We start from the raw sequence: 26,273 nt of genomic DNA, 5'->3' as shown, positions 1-26,273 counted from the left end.
CTCTCCACAACAACCATTACTCCCCTTGTGTCAACCATACAAAACCGCCCGGGGGGGGGGGGGGGGGGTCCCGCACCCCCGCGCCCCCCGCCGTCGTTTCATGACCACGATTGACCAGCATTGATCGCCCGATGGCGACTCTTCTCCCACTCTCCGGCCGACCTATCGATCTTCCGTGCGATGCCTCATACCAGAGCGGGATGGTCTGCGGGGGAGTTCGTCAACTGCCCACCACGCAGGACACATCGGCGACTACTGTGAGTGTCCGCCACCAGACGGACCAGTACGAGGGAACCGATGTCACACCTCCGCGCACCGGCCGCACGCGCAGACCGCCGCGAAGGCGGCCGGCACGGACGGCCGGTCGCCCGCACCACGCCCTCGCTGCCCGAGGCCCACATACAGCCGCAACTGATGCGCCTGGCCGTGCTGCCCCCCGTCGCGGTCGCCCTCGGCGCCGGCGCCGCCGTCATCTTCACCGTCCGAGCCACCGCCGCACCGCTGGGCCCCACCCTGCTGGCCGTGCTCGCCGCCGCGCTCTCGGTGACCTTCGCCGCCGTCGCGGTCGCCGCTGTCGCCGCCCGCCGGGCCGCCCGGTCCGTCCACGACCGCGTCGACGTGCTGCGCCGCGGCAGCACCCGGCGCGAAGCCGAACTGCGCGCCCTGGTCGAGGCGCTGCGCCGCGGCGAGCAGCCGCCCCGCCGCAGGACCCGCGGCACCCCGCCCGCCGACGCCGACGACTTCGAACTGCTCGCCGCCGATCTCGCGAGCACCCACGACAGCGCCGTCGCCTGTGTCCTCCAGGCAGCCCAGCTCTCCAGCCGGACCGGCAGCGAACAGAAGCTGGAGGTCTTCGTCAATCTCGCCCGCCGCCTCCAGTCCCTGGTGCACCGCGAGATCGCGATCCTCGACGACCTGGAGAACGAACTGGAGGACCCCGAACTCCTCAAGGGCCTCTTCCACGTCGACCACCTCGCCACCCGGATCCGCCGCCACGCCGAGAACCTCGCCGTCCTCGGCGGCGCCGTCTCCCGCCGTCAGTGGAGCAACCCGGTCCCCATGACCGAGGTGCTGCGCTCCGCCATCGCCGAGGTCGAGCAGTACTCCCGGGTCAAACTGGTGCCCCCCGTCGAGGGCACCCTGCGCGGCCACGCCGTCGCCGATGTCATCCATCTGCTCGCCGAACTCGTCGAGAACGCCACGGTGTTCTCCGCCCCGCACACCCAGGTCCTGCTGCGTGCCGGCCTCGTCACGTCCGGGCTCGCCGTCGAGGTCGAGGACCGGGGCCTCGGCATGCCCGTCGAGGAACAGCAGAAGATGAACGCCCTGCTGGCCGACCCCGACCAGGTCAATGTCGCCAGCCTGCTGGCCGACGGCCGCATCGGCCTGTTCGTCGTCTCCCAACTGGCCCGGCGGCACGGCATCACGGTACGGCTCCAGACCAATATCTACGGGGGTGTCCAGGCCGTCCTGGTCGTACCCCAGGCCCTGCTCGGCGCCGCGCCCACCGCCGGGCAGCCCGCCCTGACCCACGACGGCGCGGGCCCGCCCCAGCAGCCCGCCCAGGCCCATCCGCACGCCGGACACACCGGCGCGTACGACACGGGAGGCATGCCCGTCGCGTACGACACCGGGGGCATGCCGGTGTCGTACGCGACGGGCGGTGTTCCGGCCCCGTACGACACGGGGGGTGTTCCGGCGGCGTACGGGACGGGGAGCGGGCCGGTCGCCCACGAGACGGGTGCGTACGGCACCGGGAGTGTTCCGGTCGCCCGGGAGGTCGCCCGGGACGGGGCCGTCGCTCCGCTGCCCGTGCGTGAGGCCCGGGCGGCACGGTCCACCCCGGCCGAGGCCGTCCCCGGGATCCGGCCCGACGAGCGGTCGCTGATCGAGTCGCACGCGACCAGGCCCCTCACCCCGCGCGCCGGAGCCGTGCGCGGCACCCAGGGCAAGCCCCAGCTGCCCCGGCGCCGGGCCCAGCAGCACCTCGTACCCCAGCTGCGCGAACGTCCCGGCCCGCGCGAGGAGCCCGAGTCCACCGCCGGGCACGACCCCGGCCTGATGGCCGCCTACCAGCGCGGGGTCACCCTCGCCGAGGCCCAGCAGGGCGGCGGACCGGACCCCGACGGGCCGCTCCACCCACAGGACCCGAGGGCCACGCCCCCGGCCCCGCTGCCCCCGGTGGCGCCGCTGCCGTCCCGTGGTACCGCGCCCCACACCGGCCCGACCCCGCCGGCCCCGCTGTCCATGACCCCCACCCCCCGCGACCCGGCCCACGACCACCCCCTCCGGCAGGACGGGAGCGCTCCCGCCGGATGAGTACCACCCGTACCCCCCCGCACCACCCGTTTCACCCCCGCCCCCACCGCTCCCGCAGACCTTCGTACCCCAAGGAGTCGATCCACCATGGCGAGCGATGCGCAGACCAGCCAGGTATCCGATCTCGACTGGCTGATGAGCGGCCTCGTGCAGCGCGTACCGCACACCAGCAGCGCGGTTCTCCTCTCCAGCGACGGACTCGTCAAATCCGTCCACGGCCTCGACCACGACAGCGCCGACCACATGGCCGCCCTGGCCTCCGGGCTGTACTCCCTCGGCCGCAGCGCCGGCGTCCGCTTCGGCGACGGCGGCGACGTACGGCAGGTCGTCGTGGAACTCGACGCGAATCTGCTGTTCGTCACCAAGGCCGGCTCCGGCACCTGTCTCGCCGTCATGGCCGGCCGCGAGGCCGACGCGGCGGTGCTCGGCTACGAGATGGCCATGCTCGTCAAGAGCGTCCGCCCCTATCTGGTGACCGCGCCCCGGCAGCACGCCGTCGAACCCACGGCGATGAGGTCTTGAGCGTGGCGGCGGCCGGCGACGGGCCCTGGCTCGACGACGCGGCGGGGCGGCTGGTGCGGCCGTTCACCGTCAGCAACGGCCGCACCCGCCCCTCCGTCGCACTGGATCTGATGTCGCAGCTGATGGCCACCGGGGCGACCCCCCTCGGCTATCTCGGCCCGGAACAGGCCCAGGTGCTCCACCTGTGCCGGGCACCTGTCTCGGTCGCCGAGGTGGCAGCCCAACTGAAGCTGCCGGCGGTGGTCACCAAGGTGCTGCTGTCCGACCTCCTCGACTGCGGGGCGCTCACCACCAAGCCCCCCGTGTTCCACCACAACCCCACAGACCGGGCCCTTCTGGAGGCAGTGCTCGATGGACTACGACGACAGCTCTGACCCCGCCACCGGCGCGGCCCGCCATGACCTCGCACCGCACGGGTACGACTCCGTGACCGACCGCGGTCACCACGACCACCGCCACGACGACCGCGGTCATCTCGACCGTGCCGACCAAGGTCACGACCACCGCCGCCACGACGACCACCGTCACGGTGGCCGGGCGGACGACGACGAAGGGGGCGACTCGGATCCGTTCCCGACCGCGCTGAAGATCCTGGTCGCCGGCGGCTTCGGCGTCGGCAAGACCACCTTCGTCGGCGCGGTCAGCGAGATCGCGCCGCTCAGCACCGAGGAACTGCTCACCGCCGTCAGCGAGGAGACCGACAGTCTCGACGGCGTCGAGAACAAGGTCGAGACGACCGTCGCCATGGACTTCGGCCGGATCACCCTCGATCCCGACCATGTGCTGTATCTGTTCGGCACCCCCGGACAGGAACGGTTCTGGTTCATGTGGGACGAGCTGTCCGAGGGCGCCCTCGGCGCGGTCGTCATGGTCGACACCCGGCGGCTCGCCGAGTGCTTCGCCGCCGTCGACTTCTTCGAGGAGCGCGGCCTCGGATTCATCGTCGCCGTCAACGAGTTCGACGGTGGCCACCGCTACGACCCCGAGGAGGTGCGCGCCGCGCTCGACCTGGACCCGCGAATCCCCGTCGTGCGCTGTGACGCCCGGATCTCCGCGTCCGGGGTCCAGACCCTGCTCACCCTCGTCCGTCATCTGATCGCCCACTCCCCGGACCCCACGCCGAGCCATGGCGCGCACCGGTGACGGCCCCGCCGCCCGTACCACCCCACCCATCGGAGCCGCACATGCCAAGCGCCCACAGCGAGGGAGGCGGACGATGAGCTACGACCCGCCCCGCCCGGCCGGTCGTCTGCTGCTCACGCCCGAGGACAAGGACGCACCCGCCCGCGTCCGCCGACTGCGCGGGCTGGGCCTCGGGGAACGCCCCGAACCCGCCCTCGACGCCTTCGCGACCCGCCTCGCCGAGCACACCGGGGCGCCGTACGCGATGGTCAACTTCCTGGCCGGGAACGGGCAGTTCTTCGCCGGGCTGCACATGGCGGACCCGGTGCCGGTGGTCCGGGAGGACGGCACCCGGCCCGAGATCGGCCGCTTCCTGCCGCGCGAGCACGGCTTCTGCACCCACGTGGTGGCGCGGCGCCGGGCGCTGGCACTCGACGACGTCCGCGACTATCCGCGGTTCGCGGGCAATCCGGTCGTCGACGAGTTCGGCGTCCGCTCCTATCTGGGCGCGCCGATGATCGACACCCTGGGCATGGTGCTGGGCACCGTGTCCGTCTCCGACGTCACGCCCCGCCCCTGGGGACGGCCGGGCCTGGAGACCATCAAGGCAGCCGCCGCGGAACTCGCCGCCCGCCTGGAACGCCGGGAGGCGGACGGATTCCCGGCGTTGTGAGGGGGCGGGCGGGAGGGGCGGGGGGCCTGGGGGTACGGCGTGCCTTGATGGCGGGTCACTCAGCCCGCCCGGTCTCTGCCCGCTCCCGCCCCGTCCTCAACGGCTCACCACCCGCGCCACACATTGTCGAACGCCGCGTCCTCGATGGCCCGGCGCTGGCGTACGGCCTCCAGCTCCATCACCGCACCCCCGACGGCGGCGAGAACGGCAGTGAGGGACTCATCGGTGAAGGATTCGTCGGTGAGAGATTTGGCGGTCGCCTTCCCGGCATCCTCGGACGGGTCCGCATCCACGTCCCCGCCGAACTCCCCCGCCTCCCCGAACTCGCCGACCCCGGCGGCAGCGGCGAGCGCGGTGAGTACGGGATCGCCGGAGGCGAGCCGCTCGCGGGCCCGACCACGCTCCGGTGAGTCCACCAGCTCCGCGCGGGTGGCCCTGAGCGGAATCCGGCGCCCGCGCGGACGGGCCGTGAGCCCGTCCTTCTCCAGGTCGGCCGTGTAGGCGGCGGCCAGTTCCCGCCCCCGTCGCCACAGCCAGTCCTCGACCGACTCGTACGGCCGCTCCCGCACCAGCAGCCCGGCGGCTCCGTCCAGCAGACGGTCACCCGTGCGGGACGCCGTGCCGGGGACGATGTCGTCGCCGTCCAGAGAGAGCGCGCCCGCGTCGGCGAGGTCGAGCAGTTCGGCCCCGGCCAGCGCCAGCGACAGATCGCCCTGCTCCAGCGGGCGTTCGGGCGCCGAGTCCAGGGCGACGATCGCGAGGTCCCGGGCGGTGTTCATGGGCGGCTCCTGGTCGGTCGGCCGAGTGGGTCACCGACCGCGGCGGCCGGTGACGTCCCTCGATTCTGGCCGTCGTACGGCAGTCGCGGGGCTCTCTACGCGCATGTCGTGGATCTCATCGGTCACTTCCCCGCGTGGCCCGGGTCGCTCGGGTGCGGTTCGAGGGGGGTGACGGAGACGGTCATCCAGGGCCGCAGCGGGAGCGTGTCCAGCACGCGCGCGTGCAGGTCCGCTTCGTCGTCGGCGCACCAGATGCCGATGCTGCGGCGCTCGCCCTCGGGGCGCCACAGCCGCCACAGATGGCCGGAGGCGGCCAGTTCCGCCGAGCGTTCCGTCTCGGCGGCACGGAGCACGGCGACCTCCTCGCGCGGGGTGCCGTCGGGCACCTTGGTGGTGATCTGGACCAGAAACTCACGCATAGGGGGCTCTTTCATGTCGGGCGGAATCCGTCCCGCCGCCGGACGCCGAGCCTCCCAGCCGGCCCGGGGCGGCGCACCCGGGACTGCGCCGGGTGACGTATCGGGGCCGCCGCCTCGGGTGTACGTGGGGCAGGGCCAGGCGCGTCGCCGCGGCCTCCCTGTCCACGGGCCTGTAGCAAAGCTGGGGTGCCGCTTAAGAAATCCTCGATGGACCGGGGCGCTCCCATGGGGCAGATTGCTACCGGAATCCACCCTCCCTCCCCGGTCCGGGCCGCTTCGGCATGCCCGCGCCCGGTACCCGAACCCCTGGAGCCGTAGCGTGAAGGCGCTGGTCAAGGAGAAGGCGGAGCCCGGTCTGTGGCTCGCCGACGTGCCCGAGCCGGCCGTCGGGCCCGGCGATGTCCTCATCAAGGTGCTGCGCACCGGCATCTGCGGCACCGATCTGCACATCCGGTCCTGGGACGGCTGGGCCCGGCAGACGATCCGTACCCCGCTGGTCGTCGGACACGAGTTCGTCGGCGAGGTCGTCGCCACCGGCCGGGACGTCACCGACATCGACGTGGGCGACCGGGTGAGCGGCGAGGGCCATCTGGTGTGCGGCAAATGCCGTAACTGCCTGGCCGGGCGGCGTCATCTGTGCCGGGCCACCGTCGGACTGGGCGTCGGTCGCGACGGCGCCTTCGCCGAGTACGTCGCCCTGCCCGCGGGCAATGTGTGGGTGCACCGGGTCCCCGTCGACCTCGACATCGCCGCGATCTTCGACCCGTTCGGCAACGCCGTGCACACCGCGCTGTCGTTCCCGCTGGTCGGGGAGGACGTGCTGATCACCGGCGCCGGGCCGATCGGCCTGATGGCCGCCGCCGTCGCCCGGCACGCGGGCGCCCGGCACGTCATGATCACCGACGTCAGCGAGGAGCGCCTGGAGCTGGCCCGGAAGATCGGGGTGAGCCTCGCGCTGAACGTCTCCGCCGAGACCGTCGCCGACGGCCAGCGCACCCTCGGACTGCGCGAGGGCTTCGACGTCGGCCTGGAGATGTCCGGCCGCCCCGAGGCGCTGCGCGACATCATCGGCAATCTGACCCACGGCGGCCGGATCGCCATGCTGGGGCTGCCCGCCGAGGAGTTCCCCGTCGACTGGGCCCGGATCGTCACCTCGATGATCACGATCAAGGGCATCTACGGCCGCGAGATGTTCGAGACCTGGTACGCCATGTCGGTGCTGCTCGAAGGCGGCCTCGACCTCGCCCCCGTGATCACCGGCCGCTACGGCTACCGCGACTTCGAGACGGCCTTCGAGGATGCCGCCGGTGGCACGGGCGGCAAGGTCATCCTGGACTGGACCACGTAAGCGGGCACTGGCGTCACCACACGTCCAGGCGCTACGACACCTCCAGGCGTCGCCACGTGTCCCGGCGTCGCCACGTGTCCCGGCGTCGCCACCGGTCCAGGCATCACCCCGTGTCCAGGCGTCACCCCGTGTCCAGGCATCACCCCGTATTCAGGCGTCACCCCGTATCCACCTGACCGCGTCATCCCTGAGGAGCTTCCACGATGTTCGAATCCGTGCGCGACGATCTGCGCGCCACCCTCGACGACATCCGGGCCGCCGGGCTGCACAAGCCCGAGCGGGTCCTTGCCGGTCCGCAGTCCGCGACCGTCACGGTGAGCGCGGGCGGGCGCCCCGGCGACGTCCTCAACTTCTGCGCCAACAACTACCTCGGGCTCGCCGACCACCCCGAGGTGCTCGCCGCCGCCCACCAGGCGCTGGACCGCTGGGGCTACGGCATGGCCTCCGTCCGCTTCATCTGCGGTACGCAGGAGGTGCACAAGGAGTTGGAGGCCCGGCTGTCGGCGTTCCTCGGCCAGGAGGACACGATCCTGTACTCCTCCTGCTTCGACGCCAACGGCGGAGTCTTCGAGACGCTGCTCGGCCCCGAGGACGCGGTGATCTCCGACGCCCTCAACCACGCCTCCATCATCGACGGCGTCCGGCTGTCCAAGGCCCGCCGCCTGCGCTACGCCAACCGCGACCTCGCCGACCTGGAGCAGCAGCTCAAGGACGCCTCCGACGCCCGCCGCAGGCTCATCGTCACCGACGGCGTCTTCTCCATGGACGGGTACGTCGCCCCCCTCGCCGAGATCTGCGACCTCGCCGACCGCCACGACGCCATGGTCATGGTCGACGACTCGCACGCCGTCGGCTTCGTCGGCCCCGGCGGACGCGGCACCCCCGAACTGCACGGCGTCATGGACCGCGTCGACATCATCACCGGCACCCTCGGCAAGGCCCTCGGCGGCGCCTCCGGCGGCTATGTCGCCGCCCGCGCCGAGATCGTCGCCCTGCTGCGCCAGCGCTCGCGCCCGTACCTCTTCTCCAACACCCTCGCCCCGGTGATCGCCGCCGCCTCCCTCAAGGTCCTCGACCTGCTGGAGTCGGCGGGGGACCTGCGGGAGCGGCTCAGGGCGAACACCGCGCTGTTCCGCGCCCGGATGACCGAGGAGGGCTTCGACATCCTCCCCGGCGACCACCCCATCGCGCCCGTCATGATCGGCGACGCGGCCGAGGCGGGCCGGATGGCCGAACTGCTGCTGGAACGCGGGGTGTACGTCGTCGGCTTCTCCTACCCCGTCGTCCCCCAGGGCCAGGCCCGTATCCGGGTCCAGCTGTCCGCCGCGCACTCCCCGCAGGACGTGCACCGGGCCGTGGACGCGTTCGTCGCGGCCCGCGCGGAACTGGCCGTCTGACCAGGGCCGACGCCCTGGGACGACAATGGGCCCATGATCGAGGCACGGCGGCTCCACATCCTGCGCGCGGTGGCCGACCACCGCACGGTCACCGCGGCAGCCGCCGCGCTCTACCTCACCCCCTCGGCCGTCTCCCAGCAGCTCACCGCCCTGGAGCAGGAGACCGGCCACCGCTTGGTGGAGCGCGGCGCCAAGGGCGTACGGCTCACCCCGGCCGGCGAGATCCTGCTGGGCCACACCCACGCCGTGCTCGCCCAGTTGGAGCGGGCCGAGGCGGAGCTGGCCGCCTACAGCTCCGGCGCGGCCGGCACGGTCACCGTCGCCTCCTTCGCCACCGGCATCGCCCTCGTCGTCGCCCCGGCCGTGGCGAGGCTCGCCGCGACCGCGCCCGGCATCCGCATCCGGGTCCGGGACGCCGAGGGCGACGCCAGCCTCGCGATGGTCCTCGACCGGCAGATCGATGTCGCCGTGGCCGTCGAGTACCGGGGAGCGCCGCCCGCCGACGACCCCCGGCTGTCCCCGGTGCCGCTGTACGCCGAGCCGTTCGACGCGGTCGTGCCCATCGCCCACCGGCTCGCCGACGCGGCGGTGGTGCCGCTGGCCGAGCTGGCCAAGGACCCGTGGATCGGCCCCTACCCCGGAAATCCCTGCCATGACGTGGTCGTCCTCGCCTGCGAGAACGCGGGCTTCCAGCCCCGCCTTGAACACTCCTCCGACGACTTCCGCGCGGTCGTCGCCCTCGCCTCCGCCGGGCTCGGCGTCGCCCTCGTACCGCGCTCCGCGCTGCACGGCATGGACCTCACCGGCGTGGTCGTCCGCCCGGTCGACGGGGTCGCCCCGACCCGCCGGGTCTTCGCCGCCGTACGCCGTGGCGCCGAGGAACACCCGCTGATCCGCCCGGTCCTGGCGGCACTGGGGGAGGCGGCGCCGGTGTGAGCGCGCGGCTGTCCGGTCGCCTCGTATGACCGTCTCCCTCTGTCTCACATCTGGGATATCATCCCGAATGTGAGAGGCAATGTAGGGGGCGACATATGAGAGACGACGATCCCGTGGACGCCCGGCTGGCCACCCGTCTCGCCGAACTCCGCGCCGAGCGCGGCTGGTCGCTGGACGACCTCGCCGAGCGCACCGGAGTGAGCCGCTCCACCCTCTCCCGCGCCGAACGTGCCGAGATCAGCCCCACCGCCGCCACCCTCAACCGCCTCTGCCATGTCTACGGCCGGACCATGTCCCGGCTGCTCGGCGAGGTGGAGGCCGCCGCCCCCGCGCCGCTGCTGCGCGCCGCCGACCAGCCCGTGTGGGAGGACCGCGCGTCCGGTTTCGTACGCCGGTCCGTGTCGCCGCCGCATCCGGGGCTGCGCGGTGAACTGGTCGAGGGACGGCTGACGCCCGGCGCCGACATCGCCTATGACCGGCCGCCCGTGCCCGGCCTGGAACAGCACATCTGGCTCCTGGAGGGCAGGGTGGAGATCACGGCGGAGGACGCCGGGTATCTGCTGGAGGCGGGGGACTGTCTGCGGCTGCGGGTGTGGGGGGCGACGCGGTTCCGGTGCCCGGGGCCGGGGGACGCGCGGTATGTGCTGGCGGTGGTGCTGCCATGAGGATCACGCGCGTGGACGCCGCCCGGCTCGGCTCCCTGGCGGACGACTTGGCGGACCTGCTGGTCGACACGGTCGGCGACGGCGCGTCGGTCGGCTTCCTCGCCCCCCTCGAACGGGCGGAGGCGCTCGCGTGGTGGGGGGAGTGGGCGGCGGGGGTGGCCGAGGGGCGGCGGGCGGTGTGGGTCGCGACGGAGACGGGCGCAGAGGGAGAGCCAGAGGGAGAGCGAGACGGGGACGCGGGGGCGGATCGGGTGCTGGGCCGGGAGACGGATGACCAGGTGGCCCGGGAAGTGGCCCGGGCGGCGGGCCGGGTCGTCGGTACCGTGAGTCTCGCCTTCCCCGGCAAGCCCAACAGCCGTCACCGCGCCGAACTGGTCAAGCTGATGGTCCACCGCGACGCACGCGGGCGGGGCCTCGGCCGCCGGCTCCTGACCACCGCCGAGGAGGCCGCCGCCGCGTCCGGCGTCACGCTGCTGCACCTGGACACCGAGACGGACAGCGGGGCCGAGCGGCTGTACGGCTCGGCGGGCTGGACCCGGATCGGCGCGATCCCCGACTACGCGGCCGACCCCCAGGGCGTGCCACGGCCGACGTCGATCTACTACAAGCGGCTGGGCCCGCACGCGCACCCCTGAGCCGTCCCGTCACGGGACACCCCGGCGCATCGGGCCATTGTCAGTGGCAGCGGTTACCGTGCCTGTCATGCCGGATGCCGAAACCGTACGCCGAATCGCCCTGTCGCTGCCGGAGACGACGGAGAAGATCGCCTGGAGCATGCCCACCTTCCGGGTCGCGGGCAAGATGTTCGCCACGCTGCCCGAGGACGAGACCTCCATCGCCGTGCGCTGCCCCAAGGAGGAGCGCGACGAACTGGTCCTCGCCGAACCGGAGAAGTTCTGGATCGCCGGGCACGAGGCGCAGTTCGCCTGGGTGCGGGTCCGGCTGGCCGCGCTGGAGGGCGAGGACGAGCTGACGGACATCCTCGCCGACTCCTGGCGCCAGGCCGCCCCGACCCGACTCCTGGACGCCCACCCGCGGTTGGGGACGCCCGCCGGGACGTGACGCGCCGGGGCGTTGTCAGTGCCCCGTGGCATCATCCGGAGACCAGTGGTGGGGATCGGCGGATCAGCCGGGGAGGGGTGTGCGCGCGATGTCCGGGAGGTCGACGCCGTCGACGGGGGACGGTCCAGCGGGAGCGGGGATGGGGACAGGAGCGGGAAGCCTCATGGGGGCGGGTGCCGGGGCGCGGGAGGGGAAGACGCCCCCGGTCTGGTCACGGGACTTCGGCCTGTTCTTCGTCGCCCGCGCGGTCGCCCGGCTCGGCGACACCATGCTGCCGGTGGCCCTGGCCGCCGGACTGCTCCAGCACGGGTACGGGGCGGGCGCGGTGGGCCTCGCGATGGCGTCGACGGCCGCCTCCTTCGCCGCGCTCGTCGTCTTCGGCGGGGTGATCGCCGACCGGTTCGGCACCCGGGGGCTGATGATCGGCGCCGACCTGGTGCGCCTGGTCACCCAGGCCCTGACGGCCGTGCTGTTCTTCTCCGGGCATGTGGTGCTCTGGGAGATCTGCGCGATCGGCGTGGTCAACGGCGTGGCGGGCGCCGTCTTCCAGCCCGGCGTGGCCAGCACGGTCCCCCGGCTGGCCGGCGATGTCCAGGGCGCCAACGGCGCGATACGCATCGCCGAGTCCGCGGCCCAGCTCGCCGGACCCGCCGCCGCGGGTGTCCTGGTCGGACTCACCGACCCCGGCGGGGTGTTCGTCGCCCACGCGGCCACCTACGCGATCAGCGCGCTGTGCCTGCTGCTCCTGCGGCTGCCGAAACCGGCGTACGGCACGCGCCACACGGCGCACGGCCGGGCGAAGAGCACCTTCCGGGCCGATCTGGTCGAGGGCTGGCGGGAGTTCCGCTCCCGCACCTGGCTCTGGGCCGTGATCCTCGTCTGGTGCCTGTACATGATCGCCGTCTGGGGCCCGACCACCCCGCTGGTGGCGACCGAGGTCGTGGGCGAGCACGGCGCCGGGGCGTACGGCCTGGTCAACTCCGCGCTCGGGGCCGGAACCGTCGTCGGCGGACTGCTCGCCCTGCGGATCCGGCCGCGCCGGATGCTGCGCGCGGGCGCGATCAGCCTGCTCGGCTTCGCCGGGTTCCCGGCGACGGTCGGGCTCGGCATGGGTATCCCCGCGATGGCGGCGGGCGCGGCGGTGGCCGGGGCCGGGATGGCGTTCTGGAGCGTGATGTGGGCGACCAGCGTCCAGACCCAGGTCCAGCCGGACGTCCTCAACCGGATCCATGCCTACGACGTGGCGGGCTCCCTCGCCATGATGCCGGTCGGCCAGGCCCTCGCCGGTCCGGCCGCCGCCGGTCTGGGCGCCGGAGGCGTCCTCATGGTCGCCGCCGTGACCAGCGTCGTCGTCGTCATCGCCCTGCTCGCGATACCGGCGGTCCGCAATCTGGTACGGGTGGACGCCCCACCGGTGGGCGCGGGCGCCCCGGCGATACGGGAGGAGCGCGACCGGCAGCCGAGCTGACGGCTCCCTGCTCGGGAGGGGTCACAAGGTGACCGCCACCCGCGCCCCCGCCAGGAACCCGCTGATCCGCTCCCGCAGCGACCCGGCGTCCAGCCCGTGCGCGGCGACATGCTCCTCGGCGGTGCCGTAGCGGCGCAGCTCCCGGCGGCCCACGCCGAGGCCGAGGACACGGTGCGGGACATCGGTGAGGGCGTCGTTGGCGACGGCGGTGGAGGTGCCCGCGAGGTAGGGCTCGACCAGGACGACATCGGTTCCGGCACCCTCGGTGGCGGCCCGCAGGGCGGCCGAGTCGAAGGGCCGTACGGTCGTGGCGTACAGGACCGTGACATCGAGGCCCTCGGTCGCGGTGAGCACGGCGTCCAGGGTCGGCCCGACGGCGACGACCACGCCGGAGCGGCCCTCGCGGACGGTGTGGAATCCGGCGCCGTCGACCGGGAGCGGCTCCGCGTTCGACTGGTCCGACAGCCGGACGTACACCTTGTCGTCGCCCGCGGCGACGGCGTGCCGGAGCAGGGTCTCGGCCTCGTCCGGGTGCCCCGGCACATGGACGGTCCAGCCGTCGAGCGTGTCCAGGACGGCGACATCGCCGGGCGCCATATGGGTGTAGCCGCCCGCGGGCCAGTCGAAGGACGCGGCGGCGCTCACCAGCACCGCGCCCACGTCCTGATGACCGAGATCCAGCTTGACCTGTTCGAAGGGCCGCTCCACGAGGAAGCTGGCGAAGGTGTGGATCACCGGCCGCAGCCCGGTCAGCGCCAGCCCGGCCCCGGCACCGATGAGCAACTGCTCTCGGATCCCGACGTTGATCACCCGGTCCGGATGCCGCGACGTCACCTCGTCGAACGCGGCCACGCCGATCTCGGCGAGGACCACCGCGACCCGCGGATCCTCGTCGAGCAGCCGCGCCATGGTCGGGGCGAAACGGTCACGCATGGTGTCCATGGTGGGTAGGTGCCTTTCGTAGCTGTGGGGTAGCTGTGGGGTAGTGGTGGGGGAGGTCTCGGACGGACGGGAACTACCTGGCTTCGACGCGGGCCACGACGACGTGCGGGCGGCCGGGGTGCGGTGCGGTGAAGGCGTCGTACAGCGCCCGGTGATCACGGCCGTCGACCGTGCGGGCGGACCAGCCCGCGGCCTCGAAGCGGGCGGCGATCCCGCCGGGCCGGGCGTAGGTGGCGGAGGAGTTGTCGACCACGACCGTGTGCAGCCGCTCCAGGCCGGCCGGACCGGCGTACGCGATGGCCTCGTGATTGCTGCCCTCGTCCAGCTCGGCGTCCCCGGTCAGCGTCCACACCGCCGGGCCGGGGAGCCCCTGGGCGCGCAGCCCCAGCGCCGTGCCCACGGCGATCGGCAGCCCGTGCCCCAGCGAACCGCTGCCGATCTCCACGCCGGGCACCAGGGTGCGGTCGGGATGGTGTCCGAGCGGGGAGTCGTAGGAGCCGAAACCGGAGAGCCACTCGACCGGCACGAACCCCTTGGCGGCCAGGACCGCGTAGTACGCCATCGGCCCGTGCCCCTTGGACAGCAGGAACCGGTCCCGCCCGGGATCGGCCCTGCGCTCGGGGCTCACCCGCAGCACCCGGTCGTAGAGCACCCACAGCACGTCCAGCGTGGAGGTCGCGGCCGGTCCGTGCTTCTCGTCGCCGGTCATCCGGCTCATCAGCGCGGGCAGGTCGTCGTAGCCGAAGGAGCGCTCGCGCGGTTCGGTGATCGTCATACGGACGATGGTGCAACCTCAACCGAAGTTCAGGTCAAGGAAACGGGTGCGCGACCACCCGGCGGAGTGCGGTATGGTTTCTGTGCGCGTTCGGCCAGGGAAACCCCCAGGTCAGACGGCACCGGGACGTGGCGCAGCTTGGTAGCGCACTTGACTGGGGGTCAAGGGGTCGCAGGTTCAAATCCTGTCGTCCCGACGGTGCGAGAAGCCCTCATCGGCGAGAGCCGGTGAGGGCTTCTTCTGCGTTTGCGCCCGCTGTGCATCCCATGCGTTTGTGCCTGCTGTACATCCCGTCCGGTCTACGTCCCGTCCGTCCAGCGTTCGCGCAGCCGTGCCCGGTCCAGCGCGCGGCCCGCGAAGTAGACCGCCGAGATCGCGCGGGTGTGGGCGATGTCGTCCCGTGGGTCGGCGTCCAGGACCAGCAGGTCGGCCCGCTTGCCGGGGGCGAGGGTGCCGCGGTCGGGCAGGCCGAGCACCTCGGCGGGCAGCTCCGTCGCCGAGCGGATCGCCTGGAGGACGGGCATCCCGGCCCGCACCATGGACTCCACCTCCCGATGCTCGGCGATGCCGAAGAACTGGGTGCGCGCGCCCGTGTCCGCCGACAGCAGCACCCGCACCCCGCCCGCGACATAGGCCCGCAACCCTTCCTCCAGGACCGCGTACGACGCCTCGGCGGCGGCCACGTCGGCCGGGGAGAGCGCGGCGATACGGGCCCGGACCTCCGCCCGAGCCGCGGCGGACACCGTCTCGGCCACCGCGGGCTCGTCCAGCCAGCCGCTGTCGTCGTACGCCGTGCGCTGGATGCCCATCGACGTGCACGCGAACACGGTGTCGCCCTGGAGCAGTTCGATCAGCTCGGCGTCGGGGCCGGGGGAGCGGACCATATGGGCGATGCCGTCCACCCCGGCGCGCAGTACGCCCTTGGCGTCGTCCAGTTCGAAGATGCGCGCGACGGCGAGAAAGCCGAGCCGGTGGGCCTCCTCGATGATCGCCGCGTACACCTCGGGGGCCGGCTTGTTCCGGGTGCCCCGGCGGTCGTCCACCCAGAACTTGATCGCGTCCGGCCGCTTGCGGGCGAGGGCCCGTACGGTGGCGCGGGCCCCGGCGGGGACGGCCACCTCGTGCACGACGTCCGTCGCGAAGTAGGGGCCGCCGTTGATCTCGCCGGGCGTGGGCGCGACCAGGCCGGTGCCGGCCGTGAACAGCGACGGCAGCCCCGGGTCGGCCGGCGGGCCGGAGCGCTGGGTGTCGCGCAGAGTGATCTCCACGTCGTCGCGGTCGGTGCCGAGGGGCTGGAAGACGCTGACGCCGTAGTACGCCAGGCGGTGCAGGTGATCCAGGACGTTCGCGCGCGAGTGGTTGTCCTTGGACACCGTGGCGTCGCGGAGATAGCCGAGGTGACCGTGCGGATTGATGATCGTCGGCATGACGGTCCGGCCGCCCAGATCGACCCGGCGGGCGCCGGCCGGGACCCGCAGTGCCGTACGGGGTCCGATCGCGCTGATCAGGCCGTCGGCGTCGACGAGGATGCCCGCGTCCTGGACGACGGTACGGCCGTCGCCCGTGATGACCCGGGCGTGGTGGAAGCAGGTGGGAGGCATGGCGCCGCCTGTCTGTCGCGAGGAGCGGAAAGGGCAGGGGGAGGGAGGGGGCGGTGATGCAGTCCAGGAGTCCGTATCGGCGGGCCTCCTCCCGGGCCTGTGCGATGCCGAGGAACTCGTCGAAGTCCGGCATGGTGCCCAGCTCCGCCTCGATCGTGGTGGTCGACCCCTCCCGGGCCAGCGTCCGGAACGCGCGCCGCATGGCCTGCGCCGCCGCGAACGGGCCCAGCGCCCGGTAGAGCACGACGTCCGCGCCCCACGCCCCGACCTCCGCCGCCGTACGGCCCGGGAGGTCCACGGTGTAGACCGGCACCCGGGCCTCGGACCTGAGCAGCCGCCAGTGCCGCTCGTCCAGGCGCCCGGCGATGAACAGGCCGTCGGCGCCCGCCTCCTGATAGGCCAGCATCCGCTCGACGGCCGCGGCCGGGCCGTCGGCGGAGGCGGTGCCGCGCTTGGACGCGTCGGTGCGGCCGATGATCAGGAAGTCCTCGGACGCGCGGGCGTCCACGGCCGCCTTGATCTTGTCGGTCGTCCCCCGGACGCTCTCCAGCACCGGGTCCGCCTTGAGGTGCTTGCCGAAGACATGGTCCTCGATGTGCGTGGCGGCGGCCCCGGCCCGCTCCAGGACCCGTACGGCGTGGGCGACATGCAGCGGATTGCCCCAGCCGCCCTCGCCGTCGACGATGACCGGCACGTCCAGGAGGGGGACCAGCCGGCGTACCTGGTCGGCCATGTCCTCCAGGCCGATGTATCCGATGTCGGGCAGCCCGTACCTGGTGGCGCCGGTGGCGTAACTGCCCGCGTACGCCGCCTGGAAGCCGGCCTCGCGGATCAGGAGGGCCGAGATGCCGCCGTGGACGCTGGGGACGATGAGCGGGGAGTGGGACCGGATCAGTTGGTCGAGGGTGGGGGACATGAGGGACATGAGGGTCCTTCTTCTCGCGGGATGGGCAAGCGGGCCCCTCGGCGGTGGAGGAAGCCGCTGTGGATCGTCAGCCGGCGGCCGGGTGCCACGGCAGTACCTCGCCGTCGCGCAGCAACTCCCCGTACTGGTCGGGGCGGACCGGCTTCAGCACCAGGTCGAGCAGAGGTACGGCCGCCTCGTCCGGGGTCGGGGCGGCGCTGACGTCCCACCACTCCCGCGAGGTGGGGGTGTTCATCATCCCGGGGCACACCGAGGCGAGGAGCACATCGCGGGACAGGTCCGACGCCCGCCGCCGCCGGGCCAGTGTCCGTACGGCCGCGACCTGCCCGATCTTGGACGGGATGTTGACGAACGCCGGCCAGGGCCCGCTGAACGCGCTGCCGTCGCGCACCGCGTCCCGCCACCCGGCGACCTCGCGGTCCACGTCGTCCAGCGTCGCCGGGTCGTCGAACCGGCTGTGCAGCACCGGCGCGAGATACGCGAGCGTGCCCAGCGCGCTCGCGACCACGATCAGCCGGCCACCCTTGCGCAGCCGGGGGGCGAACGCCCGCAGCACCCGTGTCGTACCGAAGTTGTTGACCTCGGTGTACGGGCCCACGACCGCCCGTGGGTCGTCGCCGGGGCCAACCCGCATGACGGCGTTGTTGAAGACGATGTCGACACCGCCGTGGCGGTCGGCGAGCGTGGCCGCCAGCTCCTCGGCGCGCTCGGGGTCGGCCACGTCGAAGTGCTCCGCCCGCACCTGGGCGCCGGTGCCGTCGAGCGCGGTCGTGACCTCGCGGAGCCGGTCCTGGTCGCGCCCCGTCGCGTACACGACGTCGGCGCCCTCCAGCCGCTGGGCGAGCGCCTTCACCAGCGCCAGGCCGAGACCCTGGGTGGCTCCGGTGACCAGGGCGACGCGCGGTTCGTTCGGCATGAGTGCCTCCTCGATACTTTCGCAATTCCGCTTCCGGAATCCAGAGTGCGCCAAGAACGAGACGCTTGTCATTTCTGGATCGGGTGCCGATGACGCTGGTGGTACCGCCACCCGGACAAGGCATTGAAAGTGGGTACGGGGATTTCTACCGTGAGATTCATGAGCAACCTCATCGAATCGATCTCGGCGCGTGTCGAAGTCACCGACATCAAGAACGCGCTGCCCCTTTACCAGCGGATCACCGGCGTCACGGACGCGCCCGTGCTCGACTTTCCCGGACTGCGGCCGGCCGTCGTCGGCCCGATCCTGCTGATCGAGGGCGACACGGAGACGCTGGAGAAGTTCCACCGCGAGGCCACACTGCACGTCAACGACCTCACCGCGGCCGTCGACGCCTTTGTCGCCGAGGGCGGCGCGGTGATCGACGGACCGGTGGACGCGGCGGGCGGGCGCCGGACCATCGTGCGCGACCGGGACGGAAATGTCTTCGAATGTTTTCAGGCCGGGTGACGGACGGCCCACCTCAATTCGCGGGACCGGTCACTGTCGATTCGCAGGACCCCTGGCAATTCGTAGGACGCCAGTCAAACCTCGGGAACGGTCAATTCCCCGGCAGAAAGATTATCAAGGACTGCTGCTCGTTCTGGGCATCGGCGAGTCTTAGATAATCCAGGTCGATCCGGCCGTCCCGGGGGTGCCGCAATTCCTTGCGGGACGAAGTGAACCCGCTGACCGTCTGCGCGTCCCACCATTCACGGAAGACACCGGACGCCCGCTGAAGCGAATGCAGCAGCTCGGTGCCGCGCGGATCGTCCGGGTACCGCGCCGGCGTCGCCCGGAACTGGCCGACCAGCGACCGTGCCTCGCCCGCCCAGTCCACGAAGAGCCCCGAGCCGCGCGACTCGACGAAGGTGATCCACAGGACGTTGCGCTCCCCCTCGGGCCGCCGGTCCAGCCCGCCGAGCAGTTCGGCGTAACCGTCGTTGTACGTCAGCAGATCCCACCACGGGTTCATCACGTACGCGGGCCTGGGGTGCAGCTCCTGGACCAGTCGGCGCAGCAGCGGGTCGACCGTCCGGGAGCCCGGCGCGGCGGGCGGCAGGGCGAGGCCCGCCAGGGTGAGGAGATGGGCACGCTCCGCGGGCGCCAGCCGCAGGGCACGGGCCAGGCTCTCGATGACCTGCCGGCTGACGCTGATGTCACGGCCCTGCTCGATCCAGGTGTACCAGGTGACGCTCAGCCCGGAGAGCTGCGCGAGTTCCTCGCGCCGCAGCCCGGGGGTGCGGCGCCTGGGCCCCGGCCGGAACCCGGCCGACCGGGGATCGGTCGCCTCCCGCCGGGCCCGCAGAAAGGAGCCGAGTTCGGCACGCTGGATCAGGTCGGACAGGAAAGCGGTCACACCGACCACCGTAGGAGCCCCCCATCCATGACACCAGCGAGACTTCGGCACACGTGATATGCGTGAATGTCATGGACTTCCGGGACGTCTCCCTCACCGCCCTCCGGGTCTTCCGGGCGGTCGCCGAGCAGGGCACCTTCACCGCCGCCGCGGTCTCCCTCGGCTACACCCAGTCCGCGGTCTCCCGCCAGATGGCCTCCCTGGAGCGCGCCGCCGGGACGACGCTGCTCGACCGGCGCCGCGAGGGCGTGCGCCTGACCCCCGCCGGGCACCTGGTGCTGCGCCGGGCCACCACCGTGCTCGACGAGATCGACCGCACCGCCCGGGAACTGTCCGGCCTGCCCGACCGGGCCGGCACCGTACGGGTGGGCTGGCCGCCCAACTCCGGGGCCGTGCTGCTGCCCCGCGCCCTCACCGCCCTGCGCGCCTCCCACCCGGCGATCACCGTCACCTCCCGCGAGGGCAGCACCCCCGCACTCGTCCGCGCCCTGCGCTCCGGCGGCATCGACCTCGCCCTGCTCAGCTCCACCCCGCCGTATCGCCCGCTGGACGCCGAGTCCCCCTCACTGGTGACCGAGACGCTCACCGAGCGCAGCCTGTGCCTCGCGCTGCCCGCGTCCCATCCGCTGGCCCGCGGTGCCTACGTCGACATCGCCGACCTGCGCGGACAGCGCTGGATCGCCGGGCCCGCCGCCGGCGAGGACCGGCTGATGGGGGTCTGGCCCGGACTCGACGAACGGCCCGTCATCGCCCACACCGCCCGCGACTGGCTGGCCAAGCTGCACCTGGTCGCCGCCGGCTGCGGACTGACGACCGTCCCCGCCTCCCTCGCCCCGGCCGCCCCCGACGGTGTTGCCATCCGTCCCGTCCGCGGCGGCGCCCAGGAACAGCGCCGGCTCCTCCTCGCCCGGCTGCCCACCCCACCGGACGACGCCGTGTCCCGGGTCGCCGACGCCCTGCGCACCGCGGCCCGCGCCACGGACACAGCACTCTGATGACGCCCATGCCTGGTGCCGACACCACCCCCTTCACGGCGCTCCCCACCCCCACCCCCTGACTAGCCTCGTCGGTACGTACGGGGACCCCGCCCCGCGCGAGCAACGGAGAGCAGCCATGGACCGCGAGGCAGAACTGGACGCCGTCGTCGAAGCGTTCGGCAGGGCCTGGACCGACGGGGCCTGGGACGAGTACATCGCCCTGTACGCCGATGAGGTCGTCTTCGAGTTCCCCTCCCCGCCCCTCACCGGCCGCTGGACCGGCGCCGAGGCCGTCGAACACCGGGACCGCTGGCGCGCGATGTTCGAGACGAGCCGCCTCACCACGACCGGCGAGAACCTCCGCCTCCACGACGGCCCCTGGGTCGTGTCCTGCAACCGCGGCGAAGGGATCCTGCGCGGCAAGCCCTGCACCGGCCTCCTCACCACGGTCCTGCACCGCGTCGACGCACGGGGCCGCATCGTGGAGTACCGCGAGTTCCTGGGCGGCCTCACCGAGCCCGTGGCCCAGGGAGTGTCTGACAATTCCCGCCTGCCCCGTGACGCCATGCACGCACCCTCGACAAACCCCCTGTCCGCTCCCCTCAGCGCCGCAGCACCCACCGCTGCACCGACTCCAGCGGCCCCTGCGAGAAGCGGCGCAGCCACACCGTGGCGAAGGTGATGAGCAGACCGCAGATCACCGCCCACAGGCCGATCACCCACCACGGCCCGCTGTCCGCGAAGGTCTCCGCCAGGCCGAGCCCGATGCCGTAACAGGCCAGCATCGCCAGTACGTTCTGGAGGACGTAGCAGGTCAGTGCCGTACGGCCGACCGCGCTGAGGCCGCGTGTCGCGGCGCCCGGCAGCCGGGCGCGATCGACCAGGACGCCGATCAGGCCCAGGTAGCCGAGGGCGACCAGGGGCGCGGCCACATAGCGGCCCAGGAAGAAGAGGTCCCCGCCGCCCAGAGAGACGGCCGCGTTGAGGGGGAGGCCCAGGCCCAGGCCCCAGCGGGCCAGACGCGAGCGCAGCAGACGTCCGTGGTCGCTCGCGGCGAAGGCGCCCGCCCGGTACAGCCGTACGCCCAGCAGGAAGAGGAAGAGCAGCAGACCGAAGGAGATGACCGGCTCCATGCGCAGCGCGAGCGCGTTCTCCAGCCGGAAGGTGATCTGGTCGAGCCAGCTTCCGTGCGCGTAGACATCGACGGTCCCGGCGGACACGCCACGCGGGCCGTCGGACGGGTCGGCCAGCAGCGCGAGGGTGATCAGCGTCATGAGGGCCAGATGCAGGCCCACCGACATCCACATGATCACCCGGCGCCCGCGCTCGGACCGCACCAGCAGCCGGGCCGCCAGCAGCGCGGTGAGCGCGTAGCCCATCAGCACATCGAAGCCGAAGACCAGGACGAAGTGCACGGTGCCCTCGAAGAGGAGGAACAGCGCCCGGGGCCGGTAGCCGCGCGGCCACGCGGTACCCCGGCGTTTCGCGCTGTCGTACTGGATCGCCAGCCCGACCCCGAACAGGACCGTCAGCATCGCCAGGAACTTGCCGTCCGCGAGGAACCGGAACAGCGCCTCGGCGGGCTCCTCGAACGGGTCCGCCATCGGCACACCCTGGAGGAACGCCCACTCCGAGCCCGGCGTGGCGAAGATCCAGACGTTGGTCATCAGCGTGCCGAGGATCGCCACGCCTCTCAGGACGTCGAGGAGAGGTATTCGGCCCCCGGGAGGCCCGCCGACGGGCGGTGCGGCCAGGGACGCGCGCATGCTCTCGGACATGACACCAGCGTCCCCGGCGACCGGGCCGCGTTCTTCCTGCGTATGGAGGAAAGGGCACTGCATCCTTCGATGCAGCCGGGGTGGCCCGCCTCGGACCGGGGGACCCCCGCCCGCAGGTCAGGGGCGGTACTGCTGCTGCGGCTGAGCCGATATGTGGGGGCCCTGACCGGCCGCCGACTGCGTCAGCAGGTGATCCGCGGCCTCCTTGGTGACCCGCTCCTCGGCCCCGCAGAACGTGCACTGGGTCGTGTACTTCGTCGACACCGGGAACAAGGGGATGAAGAAGAGGGAGAACTTCGTGACGTGCTTGCGCAGGGTGTGGGCCGCCGGGTTGCCGCAGCGTCCGCAGACCAGCGTGAGGATCGCGAGCTGGTACAGATACCCCTTGGTACCAAAAATGATCATGTCTGATGCCCTCCCGTGCCGGTCTCCGCTCTGAGAACTCCCGAGCCCCGCCCTCCGTTCCCACCGGGACGAAGGCGTCCGGGCCGGCCCCTCGCGGAGCCGGCCCGGACAAGGGCGATGCAACGATCAGCGCAGGTCGAAGATCAGCGCAGGTCGAACCGGTCCAGGTCCATGACCTTGGCCCAGGCCGCGACGAAGTCCGTCACGAACTTCTCCTTCGCGTCGTCGCTCGCGTAGACCTCCGCGAGGGCGCGCAGCTCGGAGTTGGAGCCGAAGACCAGGTCGGCACGGGTGCCGGTCCACTTGACCGCGCCGGAGGCGTCACGCGCCTCGAACGTGGTCTGGTCCTCGGACGTGGACGACCAACTGGTGTTCAGGTCGAGCAGGTTGACGAAGAAGTCGTTCGTCAGCGTGCCCGGCGTCTCGGTGAGCACACCGAGCTGGGCGCCGCCCTGGTTGGCGCCCAGCACGCGCAGGCCGCCGACCAGCACGGTCGTCTCCGGCGCGCTCAGCGTGAGCAGGTTGGCGCGGTCCAGCAGCAGGTACTCGGCCGGCAGCCGGTTGCCCTTGCCGAGGTAGTTGCGGAAGCCGTCGTACGCCGGCTCCAGCGCGGCGAACGACTCGGCGTCCGTGTGCTCCTCGGTCGCGTCGACCCGGCCCGGCGAGAACGGCACCTCGACCTCGACGCCGCCGTCCTTGGCCGCCTTCTCCACGGCCGCGGAGCCACCGAGGACGATCAGGTCGGCCAGCGAGACCTTCTTGGCGCCGGAGTTGAACTCGGCCTGGACGCTCTCCAGGGCGCGCAGCACCTGGGCCAGGTCGTCCGGGTTGTTGACCTCCCAGCCGCGCTGCGGCTCCAGGCGGATCCGGGCACCGTTGGCGCCACCGCGCTTGTCGCTGCCACGGAAGGTGGCCGCGGACGCCCAGGCGGCGCCGACCAGCTGCGAGACACTGAGACCCGAGTCGAGGATCTTGGCCTTGAGCGCCGTCACATCGGCGGCGTCGAGGGCCGTGCCCTCGGCGGCGGGCAGCGGGTCCTGCCACAGCAGCGTCTCCGCCGGGACCTCCGGGCCGAGGTACAGCGACTTCGGGCCCATGTCACGGTGGGTCAGCTTGTACCAGGCACGCGCGAAGGCGTCGGCGAACTCGGCCGGGTTCTCGTAGAACCGGCGGGAGATCGGCTCGTAGATCGGGTCGAACTTGAGCGAGAGGTCCGTGGTGAGCATCGTCGGGCGGTGCTTCTTGTCCGCGTCGAACGCGTCCGGGACGATCTCCGGGGCGTCCTTGGCGACCCACTGGTTGGCGCCCGCCGGGCTCTGCGTCAGCTCGTAGTCGTACTCGAACAGGTTCTTGAAGAACCCGTTGCTCCACTGGGTCGGCGTGGTGGTCCAGGTGACCTCCAGGCCCGAGGTGATCGCGTCCTTGCCGACGCCCGTGCCGTAGGTGCTTTTCCAGCCCAGGCCCTGCTGCTCGATCGGGGCGGCCTCGGGGTCGGCGCCGACGGCGTCCGCCGGACCCGCGCCGTGGGTCTTGCCGAAGGTGTGGCCACCGGCGATGAGGGCGACGGTCTCCTCGTCGTTCATCGCCATCCGGCGGAACGTCTCCCGGATGTCACGGGCGGCGGCGATCGGGTCCGGGTTGCCGTTGGGGCCCTCCGGGTTGACGTAGATGAGGCCCATCTGGACCGCGCCGAGCGGGTTCTCCAGCTCACGGTCGCCCGTGTAGCGCTGGTCGTCGAGCCAGGTGGTCTCGGGGCCCCAGTAGACGTCCTCCTCGGCCTCCCAGACGTCCGCGCGGCCACCGCCGAAGCCGAACGTCTCGAAGCCCATGGTCTCCAGGGCGACATTGCCGGTCAGGACCATCAGGTCGGCCCAGGACAGCGACTGGCCGTACTTCTTCTTCACCGGCCACAGCAGACGGCGGGCCTTGTCCAGGCTGGCGTTGTCCGGCCAGCTGTTCAGCGGCGCGAACCGCTGCTGACCGGCGCCCGCGCCACCGCGGCCGTCACTGATCCGGTACGTACCGGCGCTGTGCCAGGCCATCCGGATCATCAGCGGCCCGTAGTTGCCGAAGTCGGCCGGCCACCAGTCCTGCGACGTCGTCAGCACCTCGGCGATGTCCTGCTTCACGGCCGCCAGGTCCAGGGACCGGAACGCCGCCGCGTAGTCGAACTCCTCGCCCAGCGGGTTCGCCACGGGCGGGTTCTTGGCAAGGATCTTCAGATTGAGCCGCTCCGGCCACCACTGACGGTTGCCGCCGCCCTGGGTGGGGTGCGCGGCACGACCGTGGGCGACGGGGCAGCCGCCCGCGCCCTCCGCCTTCGGGTCGGTGACGATCGCATCGGGGTTCTCAGCCATGGGAATCCTTCCGAACTTGCTTGATCGGTGCTCAGGAACTGCTGACGGAACGGTCGAGGGCGGACCGGCCGGGGGGGGGGCGGCCGGGGGCGGGGGGGGGGGGGGGGCGGCGGGCCCGGGGGGGGGGGGGGGCGCCGCCCCCCCCCCCCCCCCCCCCGATGCCGGTGCCGCGGGACGGCCTCCCCATGGGGCCGGTTCCGCGCAGCTCCTCGGCGGGTGTCGGGGGCTGGGCTGCGGTCACGACGCCCAACCTATCCGCTCAGACGCGAAGGGTTCAAGAAAAGAAGTTATTCAAGCTTTGTACGTCGTCCAGAGAATCTTGGTCCGACCGGGCGTGACCTGGGCGAATCGGTAATCCATAGGTCGGCGATATTTGTCGCTCTTTGACCAGTTCGTCAACGAAACGGGGGATATCCCCAGGTCGCTAGAGTCCAGGGCACCAGACTGCCCGCCGGACGGCGAGAAGGGGCGTGAACATGCGCGAGTTGGCCGAGACCGCTCGGCGATGGGCCACCGAGGGACGGGCCGGGGTGCTCGCCCGGCCGCTGACCGAACAGGGCTTCGGGCCCCGCCGCCCGTCCGACGCGCTCCTGATCGACGCGGCGGGAATCCCGTACGGGGCGCTCTACCGGGGCGCGTGCGACGCGCGGCTCGCCCAGGAGGCCACCGCGCTGCTCGCCGAGGGCGGCGACGCGCGCGTGTGCGCGGTAGAGGTGCACGGCGAGCGGGTCGCCGAGGCCCGGCTGACCTGCGGCGGACAGGCGGAGGTGCTGCTCCAGCCGCTGACCGCCGTCCCCGCGCGCTGGTGGCAGCTGCTGGCCGAGGGGGCGGACGCCGCCCTCGTCACCCGGCTGAGCGGGACACGCACCCGGGCCGATAGCACGGTGGTCGCGGCGGGGGAACCCGGCCCGCTCGTCGGCTACGACGGATACGACGGTGACGAGGGCGACGAAGGTGGCGGCGGACCCTCACCCGACGCCGTCCGCCAGGCCCGTCGGCTGCTGCACCGCCGTCGCGCCGGACGGGAGACGTTCGCCGCCGAGGGCGGGCCGGTGCTGATCGAGGCGTGCCCGGCCGTCCCGCATCTGATCATCGCCGGGGGCGGTGAACTGGCCGAACTGCTCACCGCGCAGGCCGCGCTGCTGGACTGGCGGGTGAGCGGGGCGCACACCGCGCAGGACGTGCGGAAACTGATCGCCGAACGGCCGGGCGCCGCCTGTCTGATCGTCCTCAGCCATGAGCCCGACGTCGATGTCCCCGCCCTGCGCCACGCGCTGGGCACCGGCGTGCCCTACGTCGGCGCGCTGGGCTCCCGCCGCACCCAGGCCCGCCGCACCGCCGCGCTCCGGGAGGCCGGGGTGAGCGACGAACTGCTCACCCGGGTGCACGGCCCGATCGGCCTCGACCTGGGCGCGGGCACCCCGGCGGAGACGGCCCTCGCCATCTGCGCGGAGGTGCTGGGCGCCCTGCGGGGAGCGTGACGGCGGC

The 26,273-nt window shown here is 72.6% G+C and carries 27 protein-coding genes, 1 tRNA gene and 1 pseudogene; 18 read left to right on the top strand and 11 right to left on the bottom strand.

All coding sequences use genetic code 11. The features are described from left to right. The first annotated feature begins 297 nt into the window (after positions 1-297). The 5 genes from ACFXAZ_RS23510 to ACFXAZ_RS23490 all read left to right on the top strand — a co-directional run bounded on the left by ACFXAZ_RS23510 (position 298) and on the right by ACFXAZ_RS23490 (position 4,636). Entirely contained in the window at positions 298-2,319 is a 2,022-nt protein-coding gene (locus ACFXAZ_RS23510) for an ATP-binding protein (protein WP_384594530.1), read from the top strand. A gap of 87 nt (positions 2,320-2,406) precedes the next feature. After that, positions 2,407-2,841, top strand: a complete 435-nt coding sequence (locus ACFXAZ_RS23505) for a roadblock/LC7 domain-containing protein (RefSeq protein WP_382686537.1) — start codon at positions 2,407-2,409, stop codon at positions 2,839-2,841. A 2-nt stretch (positions 2,842-2,843) separates the two neighbouring features. Continuing rightward, positions 2,844-3,215 carry a DUF742 domain-containing protein gene (locus tag ACFXAZ_RS23500; protein WP_384594527.1) on the top strand — a complete coding sequence of 124 codons (372 nt, stop codon included), beginning with the start codon at positions 2,844-2,846 and terminating at the stop codon, positions 3,213-3,215. Positions 3,216-3,423: 208 nt separating this feature from the next. Further along, the gene (locus ACFXAZ_RS23495; RefSeq protein ID WP_384594564.1) at positions 3,424-3,984 is read left to right on the top strand and encodes an ATP/GTP-binding protein; all 561 of its coding nucleotides are present in this window, start codon (positions 3,424-3,426) and stop codon (positions 3,982-3,984) included. Between the two features lie 73 nt (positions 3,985-4,057). Then, the gene (locus ACFXAZ_RS23490; RefSeq protein WP_384594524.1) at positions 4,058-4,636 is read left to right on the top strand and encodes a GAF domain-containing protein; all 579 of its coding nucleotides are present in this window, start codon (positions 4,058-4,060) and stop codon (positions 4,634-4,636) included. A gap of 104 nt (positions 4,637-4,740) precedes the next feature. Here the strand turns inward: ACFXAZ_RS23490 and ACFXAZ_RS23485 are convergent, their stop codons facing one another. Next, positions 4,741-5,415 carry a GPP34 family phosphoprotein gene (locus ACFXAZ_RS23485; RefSeq protein WP_384594521.1) on the bottom strand — a complete coding sequence of 225 codons (675 nt, stop codon included), beginning with the start codon at positions 5,413-5,415 and terminating at the stop codon, positions 4,741-4,743. Positions 5,416-5,537: 122 nt separating this feature from the next. Next, positions 5,538-5,834, bottom strand: a complete 297-nt coding sequence (locus tag ACFXAZ_RS23480) for a muconolactone Delta-isomerase family protein (protein WP_384594518.1) — start codon at positions 5,832-5,834, stop codon at positions 5,538-5,540. A gap of 319 nt (positions 5,835-6,153) precedes the next feature. Between ACFXAZ_RS23480 and tdh the strand changes: the two genes are divergently transcribed. From tdh to ACFXAZ_RS23445, 7 genes are all read left to right on the top strand, one after another. Further along, a complete protein-coding gene (tdh, locus tag ACFXAZ_RS23475; RefSeq protein WP_384594515.1) occupies positions 6,154-7,182 on the top strand; it encodes an L-threonine 3-dehydrogenase in 1,029 nt (342 codons plus the stop codon). 203 nt (positions 7,183-7,385) lie between these two features. Beyond that, positions 7,386-8,579: a glycine C-acetyltransferase gene (locus ACFXAZ_RS23470; RefSeq protein ID WP_384594512.1), complete on the top strand. Its 1,194-nt coding sequence runs from the start codon at positions 7,386-7,388 to the stop codon at positions 8,577-8,579. 33 nt (positions 8,580-8,612) lie between these two features. Next, positions 8,613-9,515, top strand: a complete 903-nt coding sequence (locus tag ACFXAZ_RS23465) for a LysR family transcriptional regulator (protein ID WP_384594509.1) — start codon at positions 8,613-8,615, stop codon at positions 9,513-9,515. Positions 9,516-9,610: 95 nt separating this feature from the next. Next, positions 9,611-10,180: a helix-turn-helix domain-containing protein gene (locus ACFXAZ_RS23460; RefSeq protein ID WP_384594506.1), complete on the top strand. Its 570-nt coding sequence runs from the start codon at positions 9,611-9,613 to the stop codon at positions 10,178-10,180. Continuing rightward, positions 10,177-10,815 (top strand): GNAT family N-acetyltransferase, encoded by a 639-nt coding sequence (locus tag ACFXAZ_RS23455; RefSeq protein WP_384594503.1) that lies wholly within the window; start codon positions 10,177-10,179, stop codon positions 10,813-10,815. Before ACFXAZ_RS23460 ends, ACFXAZ_RS23455 begins: the two co-directional genes overlap by 4 nt. A gap of 67 nt (positions 10,816-10,882) precedes the next feature. Further along, positions 10,883-11,242, top strand: coding sequence for an MmcQ/YjbR family DNA-binding protein (locus ACFXAZ_RS23450; protein ID WP_384594500.1), 360 nt, complete (start codon positions 10,883-10,885; stop codon positions 11,240-11,242). Between the two features lie 163 nt (positions 11,243-11,405). Beyond that, positions 11,406-12,710, top strand: coding sequence for an MFS transporter (locus ACFXAZ_RS23445; RefSeq protein WP_384594497.1), 1,305 nt, complete (start codon positions 11,406-11,408; stop codon positions 12,708-12,710). 21 nt (positions 12,711-12,731) lie between these two features. On the opposite strand, the gene ACFXAZ_RS23440 is transcribed toward ACFXAZ_RS23445, so the two are convergent. Further along, on the bottom strand, positions 12,732-13,652 hold the full coding sequence (locus ACFXAZ_RS23440; RefSeq protein WP_384594494.1) for a transketolase family protein: 921 nt from the start codon (positions 13,650-13,652) through the stop codon (positions 12,732-12,734). Positions 13,653-13,725: 73 nt separating this feature from the next. Then, positions 13,726-14,427, bottom strand: coding sequence for a transketolase (locus ACFXAZ_RS23435; RefSeq protein ID WP_384594491.1), 702 nt, complete (start codon positions 14,425-14,427; stop codon positions 13,726-13,728). A gap of 122 nt (positions 14,428-14,549) precedes the next feature. Between ACFXAZ_RS23435 and ACFXAZ_RS23430 the strand changes: the two genes are divergently transcribed. Beyond that, a tRNA-Pro gene (locus tag ACFXAZ_RS23430) sits at positions 14,550-14,623 on the top strand. A gap of 103 nt (positions 14,624-14,726) precedes the next feature. Here the strand turns inward: ACFXAZ_RS23430 and ACFXAZ_RS23425 are convergent. After that, entirely contained in the window at positions 14,727-16,028 is a 1,302-nt protein-coding gene (locus ACFXAZ_RS23425) for an amidohydrolase family protein (protein ID WP_384594488.1), read from the bottom strand. Between the two features lie 56 nt (positions 16,029-16,084). Between ACFXAZ_RS23425 and ACFXAZ_RS23420 the strand changes: the two genes are divergently transcribed. Further along, positions 16,085-16,267, top strand: coding sequence for a hypothetical protein (locus tag ACFXAZ_RS23420; protein WP_384594485.1), 183 nt, complete (start codon positions 16,085-16,087; stop codon positions 16,265-16,267). On the opposite strand, the pseudogene ACFXAZ_RS23415 reads toward ACFXAZ_RS23420, so the two are convergent. Next, positions 16,267-16,944, bottom strand: a pseudogene (locus tag ACFXAZ_RS23415) (oxaloacetate decarboxylase); the annotation flags it as partial. The gene ACFXAZ_RS23420 and the pseudogene ACFXAZ_RS23415 overlap by 1 nt on opposite strands. 76 nt (positions 16,945-17,020) lie before the next feature. Continuing rightward, positions 17,021-17,869, bottom strand: coding sequence for an SDR family NAD(P)-dependent oxidoreductase (locus ACFXAZ_RS23410; protein WP_384594482.1), 849 nt, complete (start codon positions 17,867-17,869; stop codon positions 17,021-17,023). 159 nt (positions 17,870-18,028) lie between these two features. Between ACFXAZ_RS23410 and ACFXAZ_RS23405 the strand changes: the two genes are divergently transcribed. Continuing rightward, a complete protein-coding gene (locus tag ACFXAZ_RS23405; protein ID WP_384594479.1) occupies positions 18,029-18,379 on the top strand; it encodes a VOC family protein in 351 nt (116 codons plus the stop codon). 91 nt (positions 18,380-18,470) lie between these two features. Here ACFXAZ_RS23405 and ACFXAZ_RS23400 read toward each other — a convergent pair whose 3' ends face one another. After that, positions 18,471-19,268 (bottom strand): helix-turn-helix transcriptional regulator, encoded by a 798-nt coding sequence (locus tag ACFXAZ_RS23400; RefSeq protein WP_384594476.1) that lies wholly within the window; start codon positions 19,266-19,268, stop codon positions 18,471-18,473. 71 nt (positions 19,269-19,339) lie between these two features. Between ACFXAZ_RS23400 and ACFXAZ_RS23395 the strand changes: the two genes are divergently transcribed. Together ACFXAZ_RS23395 and ACFXAZ_RS23390 are read left to right on the top strand one after the other, a co-directional pair. Further along, positions 19,340-20,263 (top strand): LysR family transcriptional regulator, encoded by a 924-nt coding sequence (locus ACFXAZ_RS23395; protein ID WP_384594473.1) that lies wholly within the window; start codon positions 19,340-19,342, stop codon positions 20,261-20,263. Positions 20,264-20,381: 118 nt separating this feature from the next. Next, positions 20,382-20,927, top strand: coding sequence for a nuclear transport factor 2 family protein (locus ACFXAZ_RS23390; protein ID WP_384594470.1), 546 nt, complete (start codon positions 20,382-20,384; stop codon positions 20,925-20,927). On the opposite strand, the gene ACFXAZ_RS23385 is transcribed toward ACFXAZ_RS23390, so the two are convergent. The 3 genes from ACFXAZ_RS23385 to katG all read right to left on the bottom strand — a co-directional run bounded on the left by ACFXAZ_RS23385 (position 20,848) and on the right by katG (position 24,785). Then, positions 20,848-22,023, bottom strand: a complete 1,176-nt coding sequence (locus tag ACFXAZ_RS23385) for a DUF418 domain-containing protein (RefSeq protein ID WP_384594467.1) — start codon at positions 22,021-22,023, stop codon at positions 20,848-20,850. The genes ACFXAZ_RS23390 and ACFXAZ_RS23385 overlap by 80 nt on opposite strands. A 117-nt stretch (positions 22,024-22,140) precedes the next feature. Next, the gene (locus ACFXAZ_RS23380) at positions 22,141-22,428 is read right to left on the bottom strand and encodes a zinc-ribbon domain-containing protein (RefSeq protein WP_384594464.1); all 288 of its coding nucleotides are present in this window, start codon (positions 22,426-22,428) and stop codon (positions 22,141-22,143) included. A 143-nt stretch (positions 22,429-22,571) separates the two neighbouring features. Next, the gene (gene katG, locus ACFXAZ_RS23375) at positions 22,572-24,785 is read right to left on the bottom strand and encodes a catalase/peroxidase HPI (protein WP_384594461.1); all 2,214 of its coding nucleotides are present in this window, start codon (positions 24,783-24,785) and stop codon (positions 22,572-22,574) included. Between the two features lie 476 nt (positions 24,786-25,261). On the opposite strand from katG, the gene ACFXAZ_RS23370 reads away from it, so the two are divergent. Beyond that, positions 25,262-26,266 (top strand): XdhC family protein, encoded by a 1,005-nt coding sequence (locus ACFXAZ_RS23370; RefSeq protein WP_384594458.1) that lies wholly within the window; start codon positions 25,262-25,264, stop codon positions 26,264-26,266. Positions 26,267-26,273: the final 7 nt, after the last annotated feature.

Origin of the sequence: Streptomyces sp. NPDC059477 (assembly GCF_042749375.1) — a bacterium.
Classification (GTDB): domain Bacteria; phylum Actinomycetota; class Actinomycetes; order Streptomycetales; family Streptomycetaceae; genus Streptomyces.
Note: the sequence above shows the minus strand (reverse complement) of the source record. Positions and strands in the feature narration are given on the sequence as shown.